Consider the following 16977-nt stretch of genomic DNA (forward strand, 5'->3'; position numbering starts at 1 on the left):
ATGATTTTCGAAGGACAAGCAATCAAGGTTGCAGTCGATGATGCCAGTGTGGCAACCGTCACTCTGGATTTGGTCGGTGAGTCGGTCAATAAATTCAATAGCCTTACCTTGAATGAATTGGCCGAAGCCGTTAATGCCCTTAAACACATTGATGATCTACAAGGCGTTATTTTTGCCAGTGCAAAAGACGTTTTCGTCGTGGGCGCAGACATTACAGAATTTACTTCTTGGTTCAAACTAGAGGACGATGATCTATCCGATAAATTGCGTCATGCCCACAGTATTTTTAATGATATATCGAATCTATGTTGTCCAACGGTAGCAGCCATTAATGGTATCGCACTTGGCGGCGGTATGGAGTTAGCGTTGGCGTGTGATTATCGAGTTATGGCAACGACAGCAAAAATAGGTTTACCGGAAACGCAATTGGGCATTTACCCTGGTTGGGGGGGAACGGTTCGTTTACCTCGTCTGATTGGTGCGGATAATGCTTGTGAGTGGATTTGTGGTGGTGCTCAGAAACGCAGCGAAGATGCTTTTAAAGACGGTGCGGTAGATGCGGTTGTTCCTGCGGCGAAAGTCAATGAATCTGCTCGTCACCTTGTTCAACAAGTGTTGGATGGCAAGCTCGATTATCATGCTCGTCGTAATGAATTGCGTGCACCGATGGAATTTACACCTATCGAAAAAATGATGGTCTTCGAATCGGTTCGCGGTGTGGTCGGTGCAAAAGCGGGTAAACATTACCCTGCGCCAATGGCGGCGATTAAAACCATTGAAAAAGGCATCAGCCAAGAGATGGAAAAAGCGCTTGATACTGAAATCAAAGGCTTTGTAAAGCTAGCTAAAGGTCCAGTGGCGAAATCCTTGGTTAACTTGTTCTTAAGTGATCAACAAATTAAGAAAACAGCGGGTAAATACTCGAAAGGTGCGACGCCTGTGAAGCAAGCCGCTGTTTTGGGGGCGGGCATTATGGGTGGCGGTGTTGCTTATCAATCCGCATCAAAAGGCACGCCGATTATTATGAAAGACATTCGTCCTGAAGCCCTAGAATTGGGCTTGAGTGAAGCGAATAAACTTTTCAATGGTCAAGTAGAGCGCGGACGTTTAACGACTGAAAAAGCGTTTAAAGCGATGAATGCGATAGTTCCTGCGCTGAGCTATGGCGAATTTGGACACGTTGACCTTGTGGTTGAAGCGGTTGTTGAAAACGTCAAAATCAAAAAGTCAGTATTGGCTGAAGTAGAAAGTAAAATCGCCGATGACGCTATTTTGACTTCTAACACGTCAACGATTTCCATTACTGAATTGGCAAAAGATCTGAAACGCCCAGAAAACTTCTGTGGTATGCATTTCTTTAACCCAGTCCATCGCATGCCTTTAGTTGAGGTTATTCGCGGCGAAAAAACCAGCGATGCGGCTATCGCTAAAACTGTTGCTTATGCTCAAGCTATGGGTAAAACACCGGTTGTGGTAAATGACTGCCCAGGATTCTTGGTGAACCGCGTATTGTTCCCTTACTTCGCTGGTTTCTCTTTGATGATGCAAGAAGGCGCGGATTTCCAAGTGATTGATAAAACTATGGAAAAATTCGGTTGGCCGATGGGGCCTGCGTATTTGCTGGATGTTGTTGGTGTTGACACGGCTTATCATGCGGATCAAGTCATGGCGGAAGGTTTCCCAGATCGTATGAAGCACGAAGGCACTAATGCGGTTGATCGTTTGTTTGAACTGGAACGATTTGGTCAGAAAAACGGCAAAGGTTTTTATACCTATGAGCCAGACCGTAAAGGCAAGCCTAAGAAGATCTTTAATGAAGAGATAGATGTTTTGCTTTCCTCTGTGGTGGTATCTAAATCTGAGTTAAGCGAAGACGATATTGTCGCTCGTATGATGATTCCACTTTGTATTGAGACAGTACGTTGTCTTGAAGAGAATATAGTGGCATCGCCAGCAGAAGCGGACATGGGATTGATTTATGGTATTGGTTTCCCTCCATACCTTGGCGGTGCATTGCACTACCTAGACCAAATGGGACTGCAGGCTTTTTGTGACCTTGCAGACAAATACAGCCACTTAGGTAAGTTGTATGAGCCAACCGCAAAAATGCGTGACATGGCGAAAAACAACGACACTTATTACGGCGCATAATTTCCCATAGGCTAGAGGAGAATTTCCATGAAACTGAATCCAAATGATGTCGTTATTATCGACGCCGTTCGCTCACCAATGGGTAAAACGAAAAATGGCGTGTTCCGTAATGTACGTGCAGAAAACTTATCGGCGGCGCTGGTAAAAGAATTGTTCAAGCGTAACCCAAATGTGGATCAAAAAGACGTAGAAGACTTGATCTGGGGTTGTGTAAACCAAACCCTTGAGCAAGGTTTTAATATGGCCCGTGCAGTGTCTTTATTAGCTGGTTTGCCAATTACATGTGCAGCGCAAACTGTGAACCGCCTTTGTGGTTCATCTATGTCTGCTCTCCATACGGCCGCTCAAGCTATTATGACAGGCCAAGGTGATGTGTTTGTTGTTGGTGGTGTCGAGCACATGGGGCACGTCAATATGATGCACGGCGTAGATGTTAACCCTGCGTTGTCTAAACATATGGCTAAAGCGTCCATGATGATGGGGGTTACAGCGGAAATGCTAGGCAAAATGCATGGCGTGAGCCGAGAAGACCAAGATGCCTTTGCTGTACGTTCGCATCGTCTTGCTCATGAAGCGACCTTGCAGGGTCGTTTCAATAACGAAATCGTATCTATCGAAGGTCATGATGCTGATGGCAATAAAATCCTTGTAGAAGTGGACGAAGTAATTCGTCCAGAAACCTCTATGGAATCTTTGGCTGGGCTGAAGCCTGTGTTTATGCCAAAAGTCGGTACGGTGACAGCGGGAACATCTTCAGCTTTGTCTGACGGTGCGTCGGCTATGCTGATGATGTCTGCGAAAAAAGCTGAGGAACTTGGTTTAACGCCTATTGCCAAAGTACGTAGCATGGCGGTGGCGGGTTGTGATCCTGCGATTATGGGTTACGGACCAGTGCCAGCGACTAAGAAAGCACTTAAGCGTGCAGGTATGACGATTGCTGATATCGAGATTGTTGAGTTAAACGAAGCGTTTGCTGCTCAATCTATTCCAGTACTAAAAGATCTTGGATTGCTTGATCAGGTTGACGATAAAGTGAACTTGAATGGTGGTGCGATTGCCCTTGGTCATCCGCTTGGCTGTTCAGGTACACGTATTTCAACAACCTTGCTAAATGTGATGCGTGAAAAAGACGCGACTGTTGGCCTTGCTACTATGTGTATTGGTATGGGGCAGGGTATAGCAACGGTATTCGAGCGCGTGTAAATGCACGACTACTGTGCTCGTGACGTCGTACAAGAGCTTTAATAAATCTGAAATTGTAATGTCTGTCTTTAGCCCCGCCATGTGCGGGGCTTTTTTTAGGCCATGGTGTGTTCTTAACTTGATTTAACATTGGTGGGACTGTCTTTCGGAATGGATCTTGCAACCTCTAGTTAAGTGAATCATGTTGAGGCCATGTTGATGGACTTCTTTCAATCCTTACATACACAAGCTTCTAACTGGCTCTTGGGCACTCCGAATTGGGTCCTAATTCTAGTGGTTGTCGTGGTTGTTATCTGTGCATTACTGCTTGTAAAGCGCCTTATTTTAATCCGCATAATTCGAATTACCGATCGAACTCATTATTTCTTTGATAGTCTGCTGATAAGAGCCATTCGCATACCTTTGTCTTTAATGATTTTTTGGATAGGATTTTTGTTGCTTGAAAATTCTCTCGCTTCCGGTTCTTCACCAATGGCCACTGCGACAAGAAGCATAGCGAAATACGTATTGCCACTTTTGTTGATATTGGCAGCGGTTATATTTATTGATCGTATGGTTACGGGCTTTATTCGCTATTACAGTAAAAGCTCATCAGTTTTATTAAGCAGTCAATCGATAGTGGTGGGGGTGAGTCGATCCTTTGTTGTGGCTATTGGTGGTTTGGTCTTAATGGGGACATTGGGCATTTCTATTATGCCTGTGGTTGCTTCTTTAGGGATTGGTTCTCTTGCTGTTGCATTGGCGTTACAACCTACCTTGGTGAACTTCTTTTCCGGTGTTCAACTGGTCATGGATAAACCTATTCGAGTGGGGGACTACATCGAACTGGATTCAGGCGAGCAGGGTTTTGTCGAAAAAATTGGCTGGCGTTCGACTTGGATTCGTATGTTGCCAAATAACACGATAATTATGCCGAACAGTGTGTTATCTGAGTCTAAAATTATTAATTACTTTTATCCGACTAAGGAGCTGTCTGTTCCTGTTGAAGTGAGTGTGCATTACGATTCAGATTTAGATCATGTAGAACGAGTGACCTTAGAAGTAGCCAGAGAAATACTGCAGAATCACGAATTTGGTGTAGAAAGTTACAACACCTTCATTTTGTTTCATACCTTTGATGATAGCAGCATCAACTTTACGGTGATGCTGAGATCACATGAGTACTTCCAGCGGTTTTTTATTAAATCTGCGTTCATACAGGCTTTGCATAAACGGTTCAAAGAAGAAGGTATTGTCATTCCTTATCCAATAAGAGCCATTAACACAACGCAAGAGGGTGCTAACCTTAAGGGTAATTGAAACGCTGTGGCTGTATTTGGTTGGATGTTTTTATGGTTTAAGTTCATCATATCGGTCTGAAAATAGCGGAAAAAATAAATACTTTTACCTTAAGGAGACACGGTGTTGAAAATCGCGATTCTGGATGACTATCAAAATAGGGTTAAAGATCTTGTGTGCTTTGATGTATTAAAAGGCCACGATGTACATGTTTTTAACGAAACCTTTCTTAGTATTGATGATTTGGTGGTCAATTTAAAAGATTTTGATGTGCTGGTTTTGATACGCGAACGTACGGTCATTTCTGAAGATTTGCTGGCTAACTTACCTAATTTAAAACTGATCAGCCAAACAGGCAAAATTAGCAATCACATTGATGTCAAACTGTGCCACAAATATGGTGTGACTGTGGCAGAAGGTATTGGTTCCCCGGTTGCGCCGTCCGAGTTATGTTGGGGCTTGGTTATGTCGGCAAGTCGACATATTCCCGAATATGTTTCTCAATTTTCACAAGGTCATTGGCAACAGTCTGGCTCGTTGGGGTTAGGTCGAGTGTTGAATGGCGCAGTTTTAGGAATTTGGGGATACGGTAAAATCGGTCAACGTATCGCGCAATATGCGAAAGCCTTTGGTATGAAGGTGCTAGTTTGGGGTAGTGAAAGCTCCAGAGTATTAGCCAAGGAACATGGTTTTTCTGCCGCTGAATCGAAGGCTGAATTCTTTCATACAGCGGATATTATTACTTTGCATTTGCGACTCAATGACGCCACTAAAGCCATTGTGACGGAAGCGGATTTAGCCTTGATGAAAGCGGATTCTTTGTTGGTAAATACTAGTCGTGCTGAACTTATCGAAAGTGGTGCCTTGTATGCAGAAATGCTGGCTAACCCGAATAAACGAGCGGCTGTTGATGTATTTGAAAGCGAGCCTGCAACGACAGAGAATGAGCCTTTGTTGTCTTTACCAAATGTGCTCTGCACACCGCATATTGGTTATGTTGAAAAAGCCAGTTATGAGATTTACTTCAAAATCGCTTTTGAAAATGTTGTGGCGTTTGCTGATGGTAAAGCGGAAAATTTGGTGGCAATTTCATAAATCTTAGTCTGATTAATGCTATTATCTCATGAGTTATTGGCCTGTTTGGGTTCATTTTTAATCAACCGAAGTAATGAGCCATCATTGCTTCAATGGATATTTTAAATCACATAGGATGTTTCATATGAAAACTCTTTCATGTGCACTGTTTATTGCCGTGCCTGCTGTACTTTTTTCTAATCTGCTTGTTGCTCAAGAAACTTCTGAAGCGCCTGTTTGCGATGTAAAAGATATGACGTCTTTTTCTTATATGGAAAATATTCCGCCTAATAGTGATGCGGATGTGGGAGCGATATATAAGGCAAAAACAGACGAGCTTATTGCTTTTGGTAAAAAGAACAATCTAGAGGATTTTCAGATTATTAGCCAAGATGCCTCTTTCAGCCCTAACTGCTGTGGTAATTATGGATCACAAGTAAACATGAATTATACTGTGAGCTACAAACCTAGCTATGATGCTTTTAACGCTTTCCGTAAGTTTTCTGGGATGGGATCTGTCTCGACTTACCGCGTTGGTATGGAAAGCTGCCCAACAGAGAAATAGATATACCATTTTGCTCTTGCTCTTTAATTGTTTAATCCTTTAATCCTTGTTAAAGAGCAAGAAGCTATTCAGCCTTAATTGCCATGCAACACCTTCTGTAACGCTAGACCTTAAAGTTCCCCACTTCATTATTAAGCGTTTTATACAAGTCTGTTATCTGTGTGGACTGTTCATTTATTAGAACGGAAACATCTTTAACGCCATCCGTTTGTTCTTTTAGCTGGACTAGGCTTTGGTTGATTCCGTCTGATAATGCCGACTGTTCGAGGGTCGCTTGGGCTGTTTTTGAGGCCATTTGTTGTACTTTTTCAAATGAGGTATTGAGCGAGTCAAATATCGTGATTACTTGTTCAAAGTTTGACGCTGTGTTGTCGGCATTATCACGACTATTTTGAGTGGAAATAGAAGACTCTTTTACATTCAGTTTAAGTTGCTCAATGATGGTTTCTATTTCATCTGTACTCTTCTGGGTTCGAGTGGCTAGAGTTCTAACTTCATCGGCAACGACGGCGAATCCTCTACCTTGTTCGCCAGCACGGGCGGCTTCAATGGCAGCATTTAATGCAAGTAAGTTGGTCTGCTCGGCAATGTTCCTTATCACTTCAAGAACAGATGATATATTCTCTGAGCTTTTTTCGAGCTGATCGGCTCGTTTTAAGGACTCTTCAATATCACCTATAAGGCTAGATATGGCTTTGTGGGATGTATTGACCGCTTGAATCCCTTGTGATGTTAATTGGCTAGACGTAGTGGCTTCTGTTTCGGTGTCTTTTGCTACTTCCGCCATTTGTTGATTTGAAAGGTTCATTTCTTGCCCTGCATTGATCATAGAGGACGATGCATTTACTAGTGCATGGGTAATATTATTGGTTGTATCTGAGGCGTTTTTTAATTCCGTAGTCATACTGCCTAATGCAGAAGATTGTTTGTGGATGTTGCTAATAATGGATCTAAGTTGCTCGACAAAGCTATCAAACTCATGGGCTAAGTCGCCAAGTTCGTCTTTTGAATCTGAATTGATTCGCTGAGTTAAGTCACCATCGCCTTCAGCGATCTCTTTAATACGACGTCCCATATTTTCGACATTTTTGGTGATTTTGAGTGGGATAATGTAGCCAAAAATAAGCGCAATAACAAAAGCAATTCCTGTGACTATCATTGCAATGTCTTGATTACGGGCAATATTTTGTTTAGTTATCTCTTCTATTTCTCTGGAATGATTTCTAACACTGTCACCTGCTTTATCTAATAGGGCTCGAATGGCATCAAATTTTTCATCTGCTTCAATGATTTCTTTAGGAAGTTTATGGGTGGTCTGAGCATCGGGTGAGTTAAAATTAATGAGACTTCCTTCAAACCATTCATTAAAGAGGACATCAAATTTACTGTAAGGTCTTGTCAATTCCGGTTCATTAATCAGGTGGCCTCGGTAAGCCCTGAATCTTTCTAAAGCTTGTGTTGTATTGAGTTTGAATTCTTCTATGTTTTCCTCATTGCTACCTATGCCATTAATGAATCTTTGTTGGGCTAAGCGAGCCTGATATAAGTCTCTATCAGCATTTAATACTTCAGTGATTGCTTCGACATAGTTATTCAATTCTTGGGCTGAGTTTATTTGATCTTTTATATCATGTGTGTGTGTTCTTAGTTTTTCTCCAGCTTGGTCGAGCATATCGCGAATAACTTTGAACTTATTATCTAAATTTATCATTGCTTCTGAGAATTGAATGCTGCCCTTTGAGGTGGCAATAAGGCTCTCACTTGTTTTTATCCATTCAGTATAAAGGCTATTAAAGGATTCAAAAGGTGTTAGTAGGTCTGATGGTTCGTCTTCGAGATACTTTCGATAAAGCTGAAAGCGATCAAAAACTTGTTGAGCGTTTTCTCTAAATTCGGCTTCGTTCCCATTTTTAGGTCCTTGCCCATCGAGCATTTTTTCTTGTGCAAGTCGTGCTTGGTAAATGTCTCGGTCTGCATTTAATACTTCTGAAATCGCCTCGAAATAGTGTTCGGCTTGCAGTTTCATATTGTTTTTTTGCATATTGCTCATGAGCATCATGAAGGCAAATAGAGAGATTAAAATAAGCGAAAGGAAGATAATCGGTAACATCATTTTGATTCGAATAGAGTGGACGCGCATTTATAATCCTTTATTGTCTTGTAAGTTCTTTACAGTCTAGGAAAGGATGTTTGTAAGCGCAAAAAAATGATCAAATTTTAATCTATTATGTTGTTTTGAATGATGACGTTGAGTTGTTTTGCTTAATGGTCGTTGGATATTCAGAAAAGATGAGAAGACTCGCTCTTTCATCTTTTCTGAAAAAACATTGATATATTAATGATTATATCGCTTGCGTAATCCAAGGCTCAGTAATGACTTGAGATGGTTGACGTTGCATGATGATTTCACCATGTCGAACCGACAACAATACTTCCCCTTGCTGACGTAGCACGCTGTAGTCGTCATGCCCTTCCAGCAAGATAAAATTCGCGGCATTGCCTACTTCAATGCCATAACCTTGTAAGCACATGGTTTTTGCGCTGTTGTCTGTGATCATATCTAGCGCTCGGGCGTAGTCTTGATACCCCATCATTTGGCAGATGTGCATGGCGTAATCTAACGTACGAAGTAGTTTGCCGTTACCGAGTGAGTACCACGGATCGAAGATAGAGTCTTGGCCTAGGCAGACGTTGATATTGGCTTCTCTTAGTTCTTTGACTCTTGTTACGCCTCGGCGTTTCGGGTAGGTATCAAAACGACCTTGTAAGTGAATGCTTTCGGTTGGGCAGGAGATAAAGTTAATGCCGGAGTTCTTCAATAATCGAAATAGCTTCGAACAGTAGGCGTTGTCGTATGAATGCATTGCTGTGGTATGGCTTGCTGTGACTTTCGATCCCATATCATGGAGCAAGGCTTCGCAGGCAAGAAACTCTAAAAATCGTGAGTTTGGATCATCGATTTCATCGCAATGTACATCAATCAAGCGATCGTATTTTTTCGCTAGTTCAACGATGAGTTTGACGGATTTCTCACCCAATTCACGAGTGTACTCAAAATGTGGAATCCCACCGACCACATCGGCACCTATTTCTAAGGCTTCTTCCATCAGCTTTAAGCCATTTGGGTAAGACAGCATACCGTCTTGTGGGAAGGCAACCACTTGTAAATCGATTTTGTCTTTCAATTCATCACGTAGAGCACAAAGCGTACGAACGCCTATTAGTGTTGGGTCTGTGGTATCAGCATGAGTTCGAATCGCCTGTACACCGTTTTGTACTAATAATTCTATTGTTGATAGCGCGCGGCGTCGGATATCGGCTTCATTTAGCATCGGTTTGCGCTGGCTCCAGCGTTCGATGCCTTCGAAGAGTGTTCCGCTTTGGTTCCATTCCGGTTCGCCTGCTGTTAATGCTGCATCAAGATGAATATGTGGTTCGACAAAAGGCGCACAGACTAAGTTTCCACTAGCGTCAATGGTGTCTTCTGAAGCCGCTAATGTGTCTTGTTGAACTTCAATTTTACTGAACTGGCCTTGGTCAATATGGATAGAAAACAGTTCTGGACGTTGGCGTAAACGGGCGTTGATAACATGCATAAAAGGCCTCTATGATGACTTAGTATCAGTGAAGATAGTGGTAATACTACCTATTTTGTCTGTTATTGTTACGAATAAATTCTATTCCTCAGCAACACAATTTAATTGAGGATGATGGGGTTGCCTATTGTCTTCTTAGTTTTTATTTATTAGTTACTCACTCTTTTTAAGTTTATAACTATAGTTAATCAAGCGTTACTGAAAAATAAAATGTTCTAAGCAGCAAGCAGGAGAGAGCGTTATGTCTAACGAAGGTAAGTGTCCTTTTAATCATGGTGCCGCAGGTGCAAATCAATCATCTGGCCGTGGTACATCCAATAAAGACTGGTGGCCGAATCAGTTGAATTTAAATATTCTGCACCAGCATTCACCAAAATCTAACCCAATGGGCGAAGATTTTGATTACACCAAAGAATTTAATAGCTTGGATCTTGACGCACTTCGTCAAGATTTGTTCGCTCTGATGACGGACTCTCAAGATTGGTGGCCTGCCGATTACGGTCACTACGGTCCATTTTTTATCCGTATGGCTTGGCACAGTGCAGGTACTTATCGTACGGCTGATGGTCGTGGTGGCGCGACGTCAGGTACTCAGCGTTTTGCACCATTAAACAGCTGGCCAGATAACGTTAACTTAGACAAAGCACGCCGTTTACTTTGGCCTATTAAGCAAAAATACGGCCGTAAGATCTCTTGGGCAGATTTGATGATCTTAGCGGGTAACTGTGCATTAGAATCCATGGGCTTCAAAACTTTTGGCTTTGCTGGTGGTCGCGTAGACGTATGGCAACCAGAAGAAGACATTTACTGGGGAACCGAGAAAACGTGGTTGGATGACGAGCGTTACACTGGTGATCGAGAGCTTGAAAACCCGTTGGCAGCCGTTCAAATGGGTTTAATTTATGTCAACCCAGAAGGTCCAGAAGGCAAACCAGATACACTGGCTTCAGCTCGTGATATTCGCGACACTTTTGAGCGTATGGCGATGAACGACGAAGAAACCGTTGCCTTGATTGCTGGCGGTCACACTTTTGGTAAAGCCCACGGTGCAGGTGATGCGGCTCAAGTTGGCGCTGATCCAGAAGCGGCGGGTATTACTGAGCAAGGTTTTGGCTGGAACAACAGTATGGGCACGGGTAAAGGTGTCGATACGATTTCTAGTGGTCTTGAAGGTGCGTGGACGAAGAGCCCAATTGCTTGGGACAACGGCTACTTTGAAAACTTGTTTGAGTATGATTGGGAATTAACCAAAAGCCCAGCAGGTGCGTGGCAGTGGACTCCAAAAGGCGGTGCGGCGGCAGGTTCTGTTCCAGATGCTCATGATTCATCTAAACGTCATGCGCCAATTATGTTTACATCCGATTTGGCATTGCGTGATGATCCAATTTACGCACCAATTTCTAAACGTTTTTATGAAAATCCAGACCAACTTGCCGATGCGTTTGCTCGAGCTTGGTACAAGTTAACCCACCGTGATATGGGGCCAGTGGCTCGTTACCTTGGGCCTTTGGTACCACAAGAAGAGTTGGTATGGCAGGATCCGATTCCAGCGGTAACGTATGTGTCAGTTAATGACCAAGATATCGCTGATCTAAAAGCAAGAATCCAAGCATCTGGTTTGAGTGTTGCTCAGTTAGTATCGACTGCTTGGGCTTCTGCATCGACTTACCGTGGTTCAGATATGCGTGGCGGTGCAAATGGCGCTCGTATTCGTTTAGCACCACAAAAAGATTGGGCGGTAAATCAGCCAGAACAACTTGCTAAAGTGTTGTCTGTGTTAGAAGGCATTCAAACCCAGTTCAATAGTCAAAGTGCAACTAAGCAAGTTTCTATTGCTGACTTGATCGTTTTGGGTGGATCGGTTGGTGTTGAGCAAGCTGCAAAAGCAGCCGGTCATGATGTGACTGTGCCATTTACGTCTGGTCGTGCGGATGCCTCTCAAGAGCAAACTGATGTGGAATCTTTTGCTTTCCTTGAGCCTGCTGCAGATGGCTTCCGTAATTACTTAAAAGGTAAATACACTGTGTCTGCTGAAGAAATGTTAGTAGACAGAGCGCAATTGCTAACCCTTTCAGCACCAGAAATGACAGTGTTGTTAGGTGGTTTACGTGTGCTAAATGCCAATGTAGATCAATCTCAGCATGGTGTGTTGACGAAGCAACCAGAAGCACTAAGCAATGATTTCTTTGTGAATTTATTGGATATGGGAGTCAAGTGGTTTGCTACTTCTGAAGAAGAGGAGGAGTTCCAAGGTCGTGACCGTACAACCGGTAAGATTTTATGGACTGCAACACGTGCCGATCTAGTGTTTGGCTCAAACTCTCAACTTCGTGCGATTGCCGAGGTGTATGCTTGCTCTGATTCACAAGAACGTTTTGTGAAAGACTTTATTGCAGCATGGACCAAAGTAATGGAGCTGGATCGTTTTGATCTAGCTTAATCTCTTATCTGCGTCTATTTGCGTTACCAACACTCAACCCCGCATTCATAAGAATAGCGGGGTTTTTTATTACAAAGAGTCCTACACTGTGTCGAGCTAAGCAAAATTCATAAAGCAATCACTTTTTTGTCATCCAATTCTAGTATGCTGTTTTTTTATCAAATAAGTCGAGCATATGAAGTTTGAAGGCTTAAAAGCAATTGCGGTTGTTGATGGAGTGAAAGGTCTACTGGCTCTATTTCTAGCGCTTAGTGTCAATGTTATCGCTAAGCAAGACCTCCATCAGCTCGCGGCTCAGGTCATGCAAAGCTGGCCCATCTCTCCAAACAATTATTACGTTAATTTGCTGTTAACTTTCGTTGAGAAAGTTATCCAGCAAGATCATGTATTGGTGATAATTATCGCCCTAATGTATGCCTGTTTCCGCTTTGTTATCGCCTATGGGTTATGGCATAAATTGCGCTGGACTGAGTGGTTCGCTTTCATCAGCGGCTCACTTTATATTCCCTTTGAGCTTTATGCTATTTACCAAAATCCTAGCCATGTTAACGTTGCTGTATTGCTGTTTAATTTAATCGTTGTGGCTTACTTGTATTGGGTGCTAAAGCGAGGAGAGAAAGCATTAGCGATGGCAACTAAATAGGAGGTATTTGAGGATTATGAATATTCGCCGTTATGAAGAAAAAGACAGAAAAGTGGTAATTGATCTATGGGAACAATGTGGTTTGCTTGCCTCTCAGAACGACCCAGATAAAGACATCGCTCGTAAGCTTAAGGTGGATGCCGATTTATTTCTTGTTGGCGTCGTCAATAATAGCGTGGTTGCTACGGTAATGGGAGGTTATGAAGGTCACCGAGGTTGGATTAACTATTTAGCTGTTAGCCCAGACCATCAAAGAAAAGGCTACGGACAATCAATTATGACAGCGGTTGAAGAATTAATCATTGCTAAAGGCTGTCCTAAAATAAATCTGCAAGTTCGTAATACGAATCAAACCGTCATCGAATTTTACAAAGCAATTGGCTATGGCAATGATGACGTTGTCGGCTTAGGAAAGCGCTTCGAACAGGATAACTAATGTTTCCACTCTATTTGTTTGGTGTCGCCCATTTTACCATCGCTGTTGAGTCGATACGCTAAAGCGACAAGTAGGGTCTGTGCCAATGTCATAGAGGATGTTAGCGAACGAAACCCCAATACTTCCGCTTCTTTTATATCAAAACAAACGTCTGAAAGGGCGGCTAATGGGCTGATTTTGCTATCAGTAATAGCAATGACTTGAGCGCCTGCTTTGAATGCATATTCGCAGACATTAACGGTCTCTTTGGCATAAGGGCTAAATGCCGTCGCAATGATAACGTCGTTTTTGCGAATATTGCTGGCTTGCTCAATCAGCATTCCCCCACCGCCATCAATAAGGTGGGTCGTTTTATTTAAGTGTCTTAAGCTGTAAGCAAAGTAGCTTGAAATTGGAAATGCACGGCGTAAACCAATGAGGTAAATATTCTGCGCGTTTTCAAGCAAGTCGACTGCTTTGTTGAGCATTTCTTGAGAGAAGTGGTGGTTCATGTGGTTCATGGAAAATGCATTACTGCTACTGAACTCTTCTAGAATGTGCGAAGCATCAATCGTGGTACTGACAGTGCTTTTGCTCAACTTAACTCGCTCGCTATAGCTGGATGTCTGCTCAACGAGTGCTTGTCGAAACAGGTTTTGCATCTCGCTAAAGCCATTGTATTCAAAAGCTGCCGCAAAACGAACCAATGTAGAAGGGGGCACATCACATTGCTCAGCAAGACTTGCTACCGTTTCTAAAGCGACAGTATTAGGATGCTCTAGTAAAAAACGTGCTACTTGTTGTAAGCGTTTGCTTAAATCGTCGTAGTTTCGGCTAATGGCTTGCTGTAGTTGGTCAAGAGAAGTTGGTGCGCCCAAACAGTGGCTCCTAAAATTGTGATCTAGCTATGTATTTAACGACTCGCATTATAGCGATTTTTTATTATAAATACTTGCCGAGAGGTTGTGCTGAGGTCGTTGATGACCTCAGCTTTTGTTAATCAATAGATTTAACGGAATTCCCCCGCGTATTTTTCAACAAGCGCGATGTTGTCTTTGGTAATGAAACCAGGACCAGAGTTCACATCGTTACTTGGAATCAACCCGTAGCGCGTGTAAAGCGTTAAGAAGCTAATAGGTAAGTAACCTTGTAAGTAAGGTTGTTGGTCGATAGCAAAGTTAATTCGACCATCTTTAATGGCGGCCGAAATTTGCCCGCTCAAATCAAAAGTACCAAAATAAATGTTTTTCAGATTGCGATTTTTTTCCAATGCTCGCAACGTTGGATGAGCAGAGGTTGGCCCTAAGGTTAGGATTGCATCAGTATTTGGGTTCTTACGAAGGTAAGCCGATACTTTGGTTTCTACGTTGGTTGGATCGGATCCAGAGTCAATCATCTGGTTGCCAAGCTCAACACCTAGGCCTTTGGCAAACCCCATGCAACGTTCTACAGATGCTGGGTTGGTAATGTAGTGGTTAACACATAAGAAGGATTTTACTCCTTGCTTCTTCGCGCGCTGTCCAGCACCGAAGCCAGCGGCAAACTCAGGTTGCCCTACATGCAGTAGTGCGCCTAATGCTTTGGATTGCTCTTGTGTACCTGAATTCATGGTAATGAATGGAATGCCTTTTTTAGAGGCTTTCTCTAAAGGGCCTTCTAAGGTATCGAAATCTGCAATTGAAAGCACAATACCATCAGGGTTAGTCGCAACGGCTTGTTCGACGATTCTTGCCATATCGGCTAAATCGCCGGTTGGCGGGTTACGGTATTCAACGGTGACCTTCATGTCTGAAGCAGCTTGTTTTACCGCATTTTTAATCACGTTCCACCAAGAATCAGAATCAGGTGCATGGGAAATGAACACATAACGTTCACCTTCAGCGTGAGCCGCTGTGGGCATGGACATAACGCCTAGAGTCGCAGCGCCGGCGACGAGTATGGCTGTACCTTTCTTCAGGAATTTCTTCATTACGACTATCTCCGTTTCGTTTAATTATTTTTGTTATTACTTATTTTTGGATTTAGCAAATTCTAACTCTGATCTATTTTTGAGCAGAATTGGAATGATGTTAGAATGAATATTTCATAATTGCAATATTTCGAAATTTTTTATTCTGCAATGAATTTTTTTAAATAGTTAATTGTTTTTTATGGTTTTATTTTCATTTTATAAAGACTTTCTGATGTTTTTTGGGCAATTTATTTTGTATTTAATGTAAATTTTTATTTTGTCTATTGAATAAAATGAAATAAATATTCTATTATGGTTCCATTGTTGAAATGAAAAGACATTAAGCTCTATCGTGTTACTGAGTACGCTACTTAAAGAGCAATTTGTACGAGAATAAGAGACGTAACGAGTTGTTAGGCAAGTAGGGCTGCTCGCTAAACATGTTTAGAAATCACAAAAAAATAACTATAAAAAGTAAGGTGTGACGCTATGACTGATCAAACTCAATCGGTTGATTTATCTAAAATGGCAGAAGATAAATCAAGAGAAGAAAAATCAGCTGGAGATGAACGAGTTCGCAAGGTTTCCACGTGGAAGCGGTTGTTGCATCGGCCTGAATTTGGGGCGATTTCTGGTGCATTATTAGTGTTTGTTTTCTTTTTTATCACCGCAGGGGATTCCGGCATGTTTGCCTCCGATGGCATCATGAACTGGACAACCGTATCAGCACAATTAGGTTTGATTGCTATTAGTGCCTGTCTATTGATGATTGCAGGCGAGTTTGATTTGTCGATTGGTTCGATGATTGGTTTTGCTGGCATGATGATGACGATTCCTGCTGTTTATTGGGGGTGGCCAATCTGGGGGGCGATTCTTTTTGCTTTTGCTGGTGCCATGCTAATTGGTTTTCTGAATGGCTACATAGTTGTTAAGACTGGTTTGCCTTCTTTTATTGTGAGTCTTGCATTCCTTTTCATGTTGCGTGGTTTGACCATCGCGCTTTCTATTCTATTCACCAATCGCACCATAGTGGGCGGTATCGACAAATACGCCGATGGAGATTGGCTCGCCGCGGTGTTTGGCGGTGTCATTGGTAAAAGCCTGTTTGCCTGGTTCGCCAATATTGGCTTGATTAGTTCTTACGATGATGGCACTCCAGTGGTTGAAGGTATTCCAATGGTGATTGTTTGGTGTGTATTCCTAGCCGTCGTTGCAAGTTGGGTTCTATTGCGTACGAAATACGGTAACTGGATTTTTGCGACGGGTGGCGATGACAAAGCGGCGCGAAACGTTGGTGTGCCAGTTGATAAAGTCAAAATTTCTTTGTTCATGTTTACGGCATTCACCGCAACGGTTTACGCGGCTTGTCAGGTGTTTGAATTTGGTTCCGCATCCGCTGACCGCGGTGTTTTAAAAGAGTTCGAAGCCATTATTGCTGTGGTCATCGGTGGTGCGTTACTGACCGGTGGTTATGGTTCAGTCATTGGTGCGTGTTTTGGCGCCTTGATCTTTGGTGTCGTACAAATGGGCATCTTCTTCACCGGTATCGATTCAGATTGGTTCCGCGTGTTTTTGGGAGCCATGTTGTTAATCGCGGTTTTGTTCAATAACTACATTCGTAAAAAGGTAACAGAGGCCCGACATTAGCGGCGAGCCCGTAC

General features: G+C 42.7%; 13 protein-coding genes. 9 read left to right on the top strand and 4 right to left on the bottom strand.

Going from position 1 to position 16977, the window contains the following annotated elements; translation table 11 throughout:
* The 5 genes from fadB (at position 1) to AC2A4J_RS07600 (ending at position 6271) form a co-directional block, all read left to right on the top strand.
* Positions 1 to 2151, top strand: a complete 2151-nt coding sequence (gene fadB / locus AC2A4J_RS07580; RefSeq protein ID WP_484175532.1) for a fatty acid oxidation complex subunit alpha FadB — start codon at positions 1 to 3, stop codon at positions 2149 to 2151.
* Positions 2152 to 2178: 27 nt separating this feature from the next.
* Positions 2179 to 3354 (top strand): acetyl-CoA C-acyltransferase FadA, encoded by a 1176-nt coding sequence (gene fadA, locus AC2A4J_RS07585; protein WP_484175533.1) that lies wholly within the window; start codon positions 2179 to 2181, stop codon positions 3352 to 3354.
* Between the two features lie 198 nt (positions 3355 to 3552).
* Complete coding sequence (locus tag AC2A4J_RS07590) at positions 3553 to 4653, top strand: mechanosensitive ion channel family protein (protein ID WP_255825374.1); 1101 nt, start codon at positions 3553 to 3555, stop codon at positions 4651 to 4653.
* A 105-nt stretch (positions 4654 to 4758) separates the two neighbouring features.
* Positions 4759 to 5727, top strand: a complete 969-nt coding sequence (locus AC2A4J_RS07595; RefSeq protein WP_484175534.1) for a D-2-hydroxyacid dehydrogenase family protein — start codon at positions 4759 to 4761, stop codon at positions 5725 to 5727.
* 124 nt (positions 5728 to 5851) lie between these two features.
* On the top strand, positions 5852 to 6271 hold the full coding sequence (locus tag AC2A4J_RS07600; RefSeq protein WP_255825373.1) for a hypothetical protein: 420 nt from the start codon (positions 5852 to 5854) through the stop codon (positions 6269 to 6271).
* Between the two features lie 103 nt (positions 6272 to 6374).
* On the opposite strand, the gene AC2A4J_RS07605 is transcribed toward AC2A4J_RS07600, so the two are convergent.
* A complete protein-coding gene (locus tag AC2A4J_RS07605) occupies positions 6375 to 8384 on the bottom strand; it encodes a methyl-accepting chemotaxis protein (RefSeq protein WP_484175535.1) in 2010 nt (669 codons plus the stop codon).
* Between the two features lie 229 nt (positions 8385 to 8613).
* A complete protein-coding gene (gene codA / locus AC2A4J_RS07610) occupies positions 8614 to 9867 on the bottom strand; it encodes a cytosine deaminase (RefSeq protein ID WP_484175536.1) in 1254 nt (417 codons plus the stop codon).
* Between the two features lie 241 nt (positions 9868 to 10108).
* On the opposite strand from codA, the gene katG reads away from it, so the two are divergent.
* The 3 genes from katG to AC2A4J_RS07625 all read left to right on the top strand — a co-directional run bounded on the left by katG (position 10109) and on the right by AC2A4J_RS07625 (position 13386).
* Positions 10109 to 12307: a catalase/peroxidase HPI gene (gene katG, locus AC2A4J_RS07615; protein ID WP_484175537.1), complete on the top strand. Its 2199-nt coding sequence runs from the start codon at positions 10109 to 10111 to the stop codon at positions 12305 to 12307.
* Positions 12308 to 12482: 175 nt separating this feature from the next.
* On the top strand, positions 12483 to 12950 hold the full coding sequence (locus tag AC2A4J_RS07620) for a DUF2127 domain-containing protein (protein WP_484175538.1): 468 nt from the start codon (positions 12483 to 12485) through the stop codon (positions 12948 to 12950).
* A 16-nt stretch (positions 12951 to 12966) separates the two neighbouring features.
* Positions 12967 to 13386: a GNAT family acetyltransferase gene (locus tag AC2A4J_RS07625; protein WP_484175539.1), complete on the top strand. Its 420-nt coding sequence runs from the start codon at positions 12967 to 12969 to the stop codon at positions 13384 to 13386.
* On the opposite strand, the gene AC2A4J_RS07630 is transcribed toward AC2A4J_RS07625, so the two are convergent.
* Together AC2A4J_RS07630 and AC2A4J_RS07635 are read right to left on the bottom strand one after the other, a co-directional pair.
* A complete protein-coding gene (locus tag AC2A4J_RS07630) occupies positions 13383 to 14243 on the bottom strand; it encodes a MurR/RpiR family transcriptional regulator (RefSeq protein ID WP_255825365.1) in 861 nt (286 codons plus the stop codon). The genes AC2A4J_RS07625 and AC2A4J_RS07630 overlap by 4 nt on opposite strands.
* Positions 14244 to 14374: 131 nt before the next feature.
* Positions 14375 to 15334, bottom strand: a complete 960-nt coding sequence (locus AC2A4J_RS07635) for a sugar ABC transporter substrate-binding protein (protein ID WP_255825363.1) — start codon at positions 15332 to 15334, stop codon at positions 14375 to 14377.
* 471 nt (positions 15335 to 15805) lie between these two features.
* Between AC2A4J_RS07635 and AC2A4J_RS07640 the strand changes: the two genes are divergently transcribed.
* Entirely contained in the window at positions 15806 to 16963 is a 1158-nt protein-coding gene (locus AC2A4J_RS07640) for an ABC transporter permease (protein WP_484175540.1), read from the top strand.
* Positions 16964 to 16977 lie beyond the last annotated feature (14 nt).

The organism is Marinomonas sp. ATLA20, assembly GCF_057180105.1.

Coding starts and splice junctions, on each gene's coding strand:
- fadB (WP_484175532.1), top strand. CDS start 1: ATGATTTTCGAAGGACAAGCAATCAAGGTTGCAGTCGATGATGCCAGT.
- fadA (WP_484175533.1), top strand. CDS start 2,179: ATGAAACTGAATCCAAATGATGTCGTTATTATCGACGCCGTTCGCTCA.
- AC2A4J_RS07590 (WP_255825374.1), top strand. CDS start 3,553: ATGGACTTCTTTCAATCCTTACATACACAAGCTTCTAACTGGCTCTTG.
- AC2A4J_RS07600 (WP_255825373.1), top strand. CDS start 5,852: ATGAAAACTCTTTCATGTGCACTGTTTATTGCCGTGCCTGCTGTACTT.
- AC2A4J_RS07605 (WP_484175535.1), bottom strand. CDS start 8,384: ATGATGTTACCGATTATCTTCCTTTCGCTTATTTTAATCTCTCTATTT.
- codA (WP_484175536.1), bottom strand. CDS start 9,867: ATGCATGTTATCAACGCCCGTTTACGCCAACGTCCAGAACTGTTTTCT.
- katG (WP_484175537.1), top strand. CDS start 10,109: ATGTCTAACGAAGGTAAGTGTCCTTTTAATCATGGTGCCGCAGGTGCA.
- AC2A4J_RS07620 (WP_484175538.1), top strand. CDS start 12,483: ATGAAGTTTGAAGGCTTAAAAGCAATTGCGGTTGTTGATGGAGTGAAA.
- AC2A4J_RS07625 (WP_484175539.1), top strand. CDS start 12,967: ATGAATATTCGCCGTTATGAAGAAAAAGACAGAAAAGTGGTAATTGAT.
- AC2A4J_RS07635 (WP_255825363.1), bottom strand. CDS start 15,334: ATGAAGAAATTCCTGAAGAAAGGTACAGCCATACTCGTCGCCGGCGCT.
- AC2A4J_RS07640 (WP_484175540.1), top strand. CDS start 15,806: ATGACTGATCAAACTCAATCGGTTGATTTATCTAAAATGGCAGAAGAT.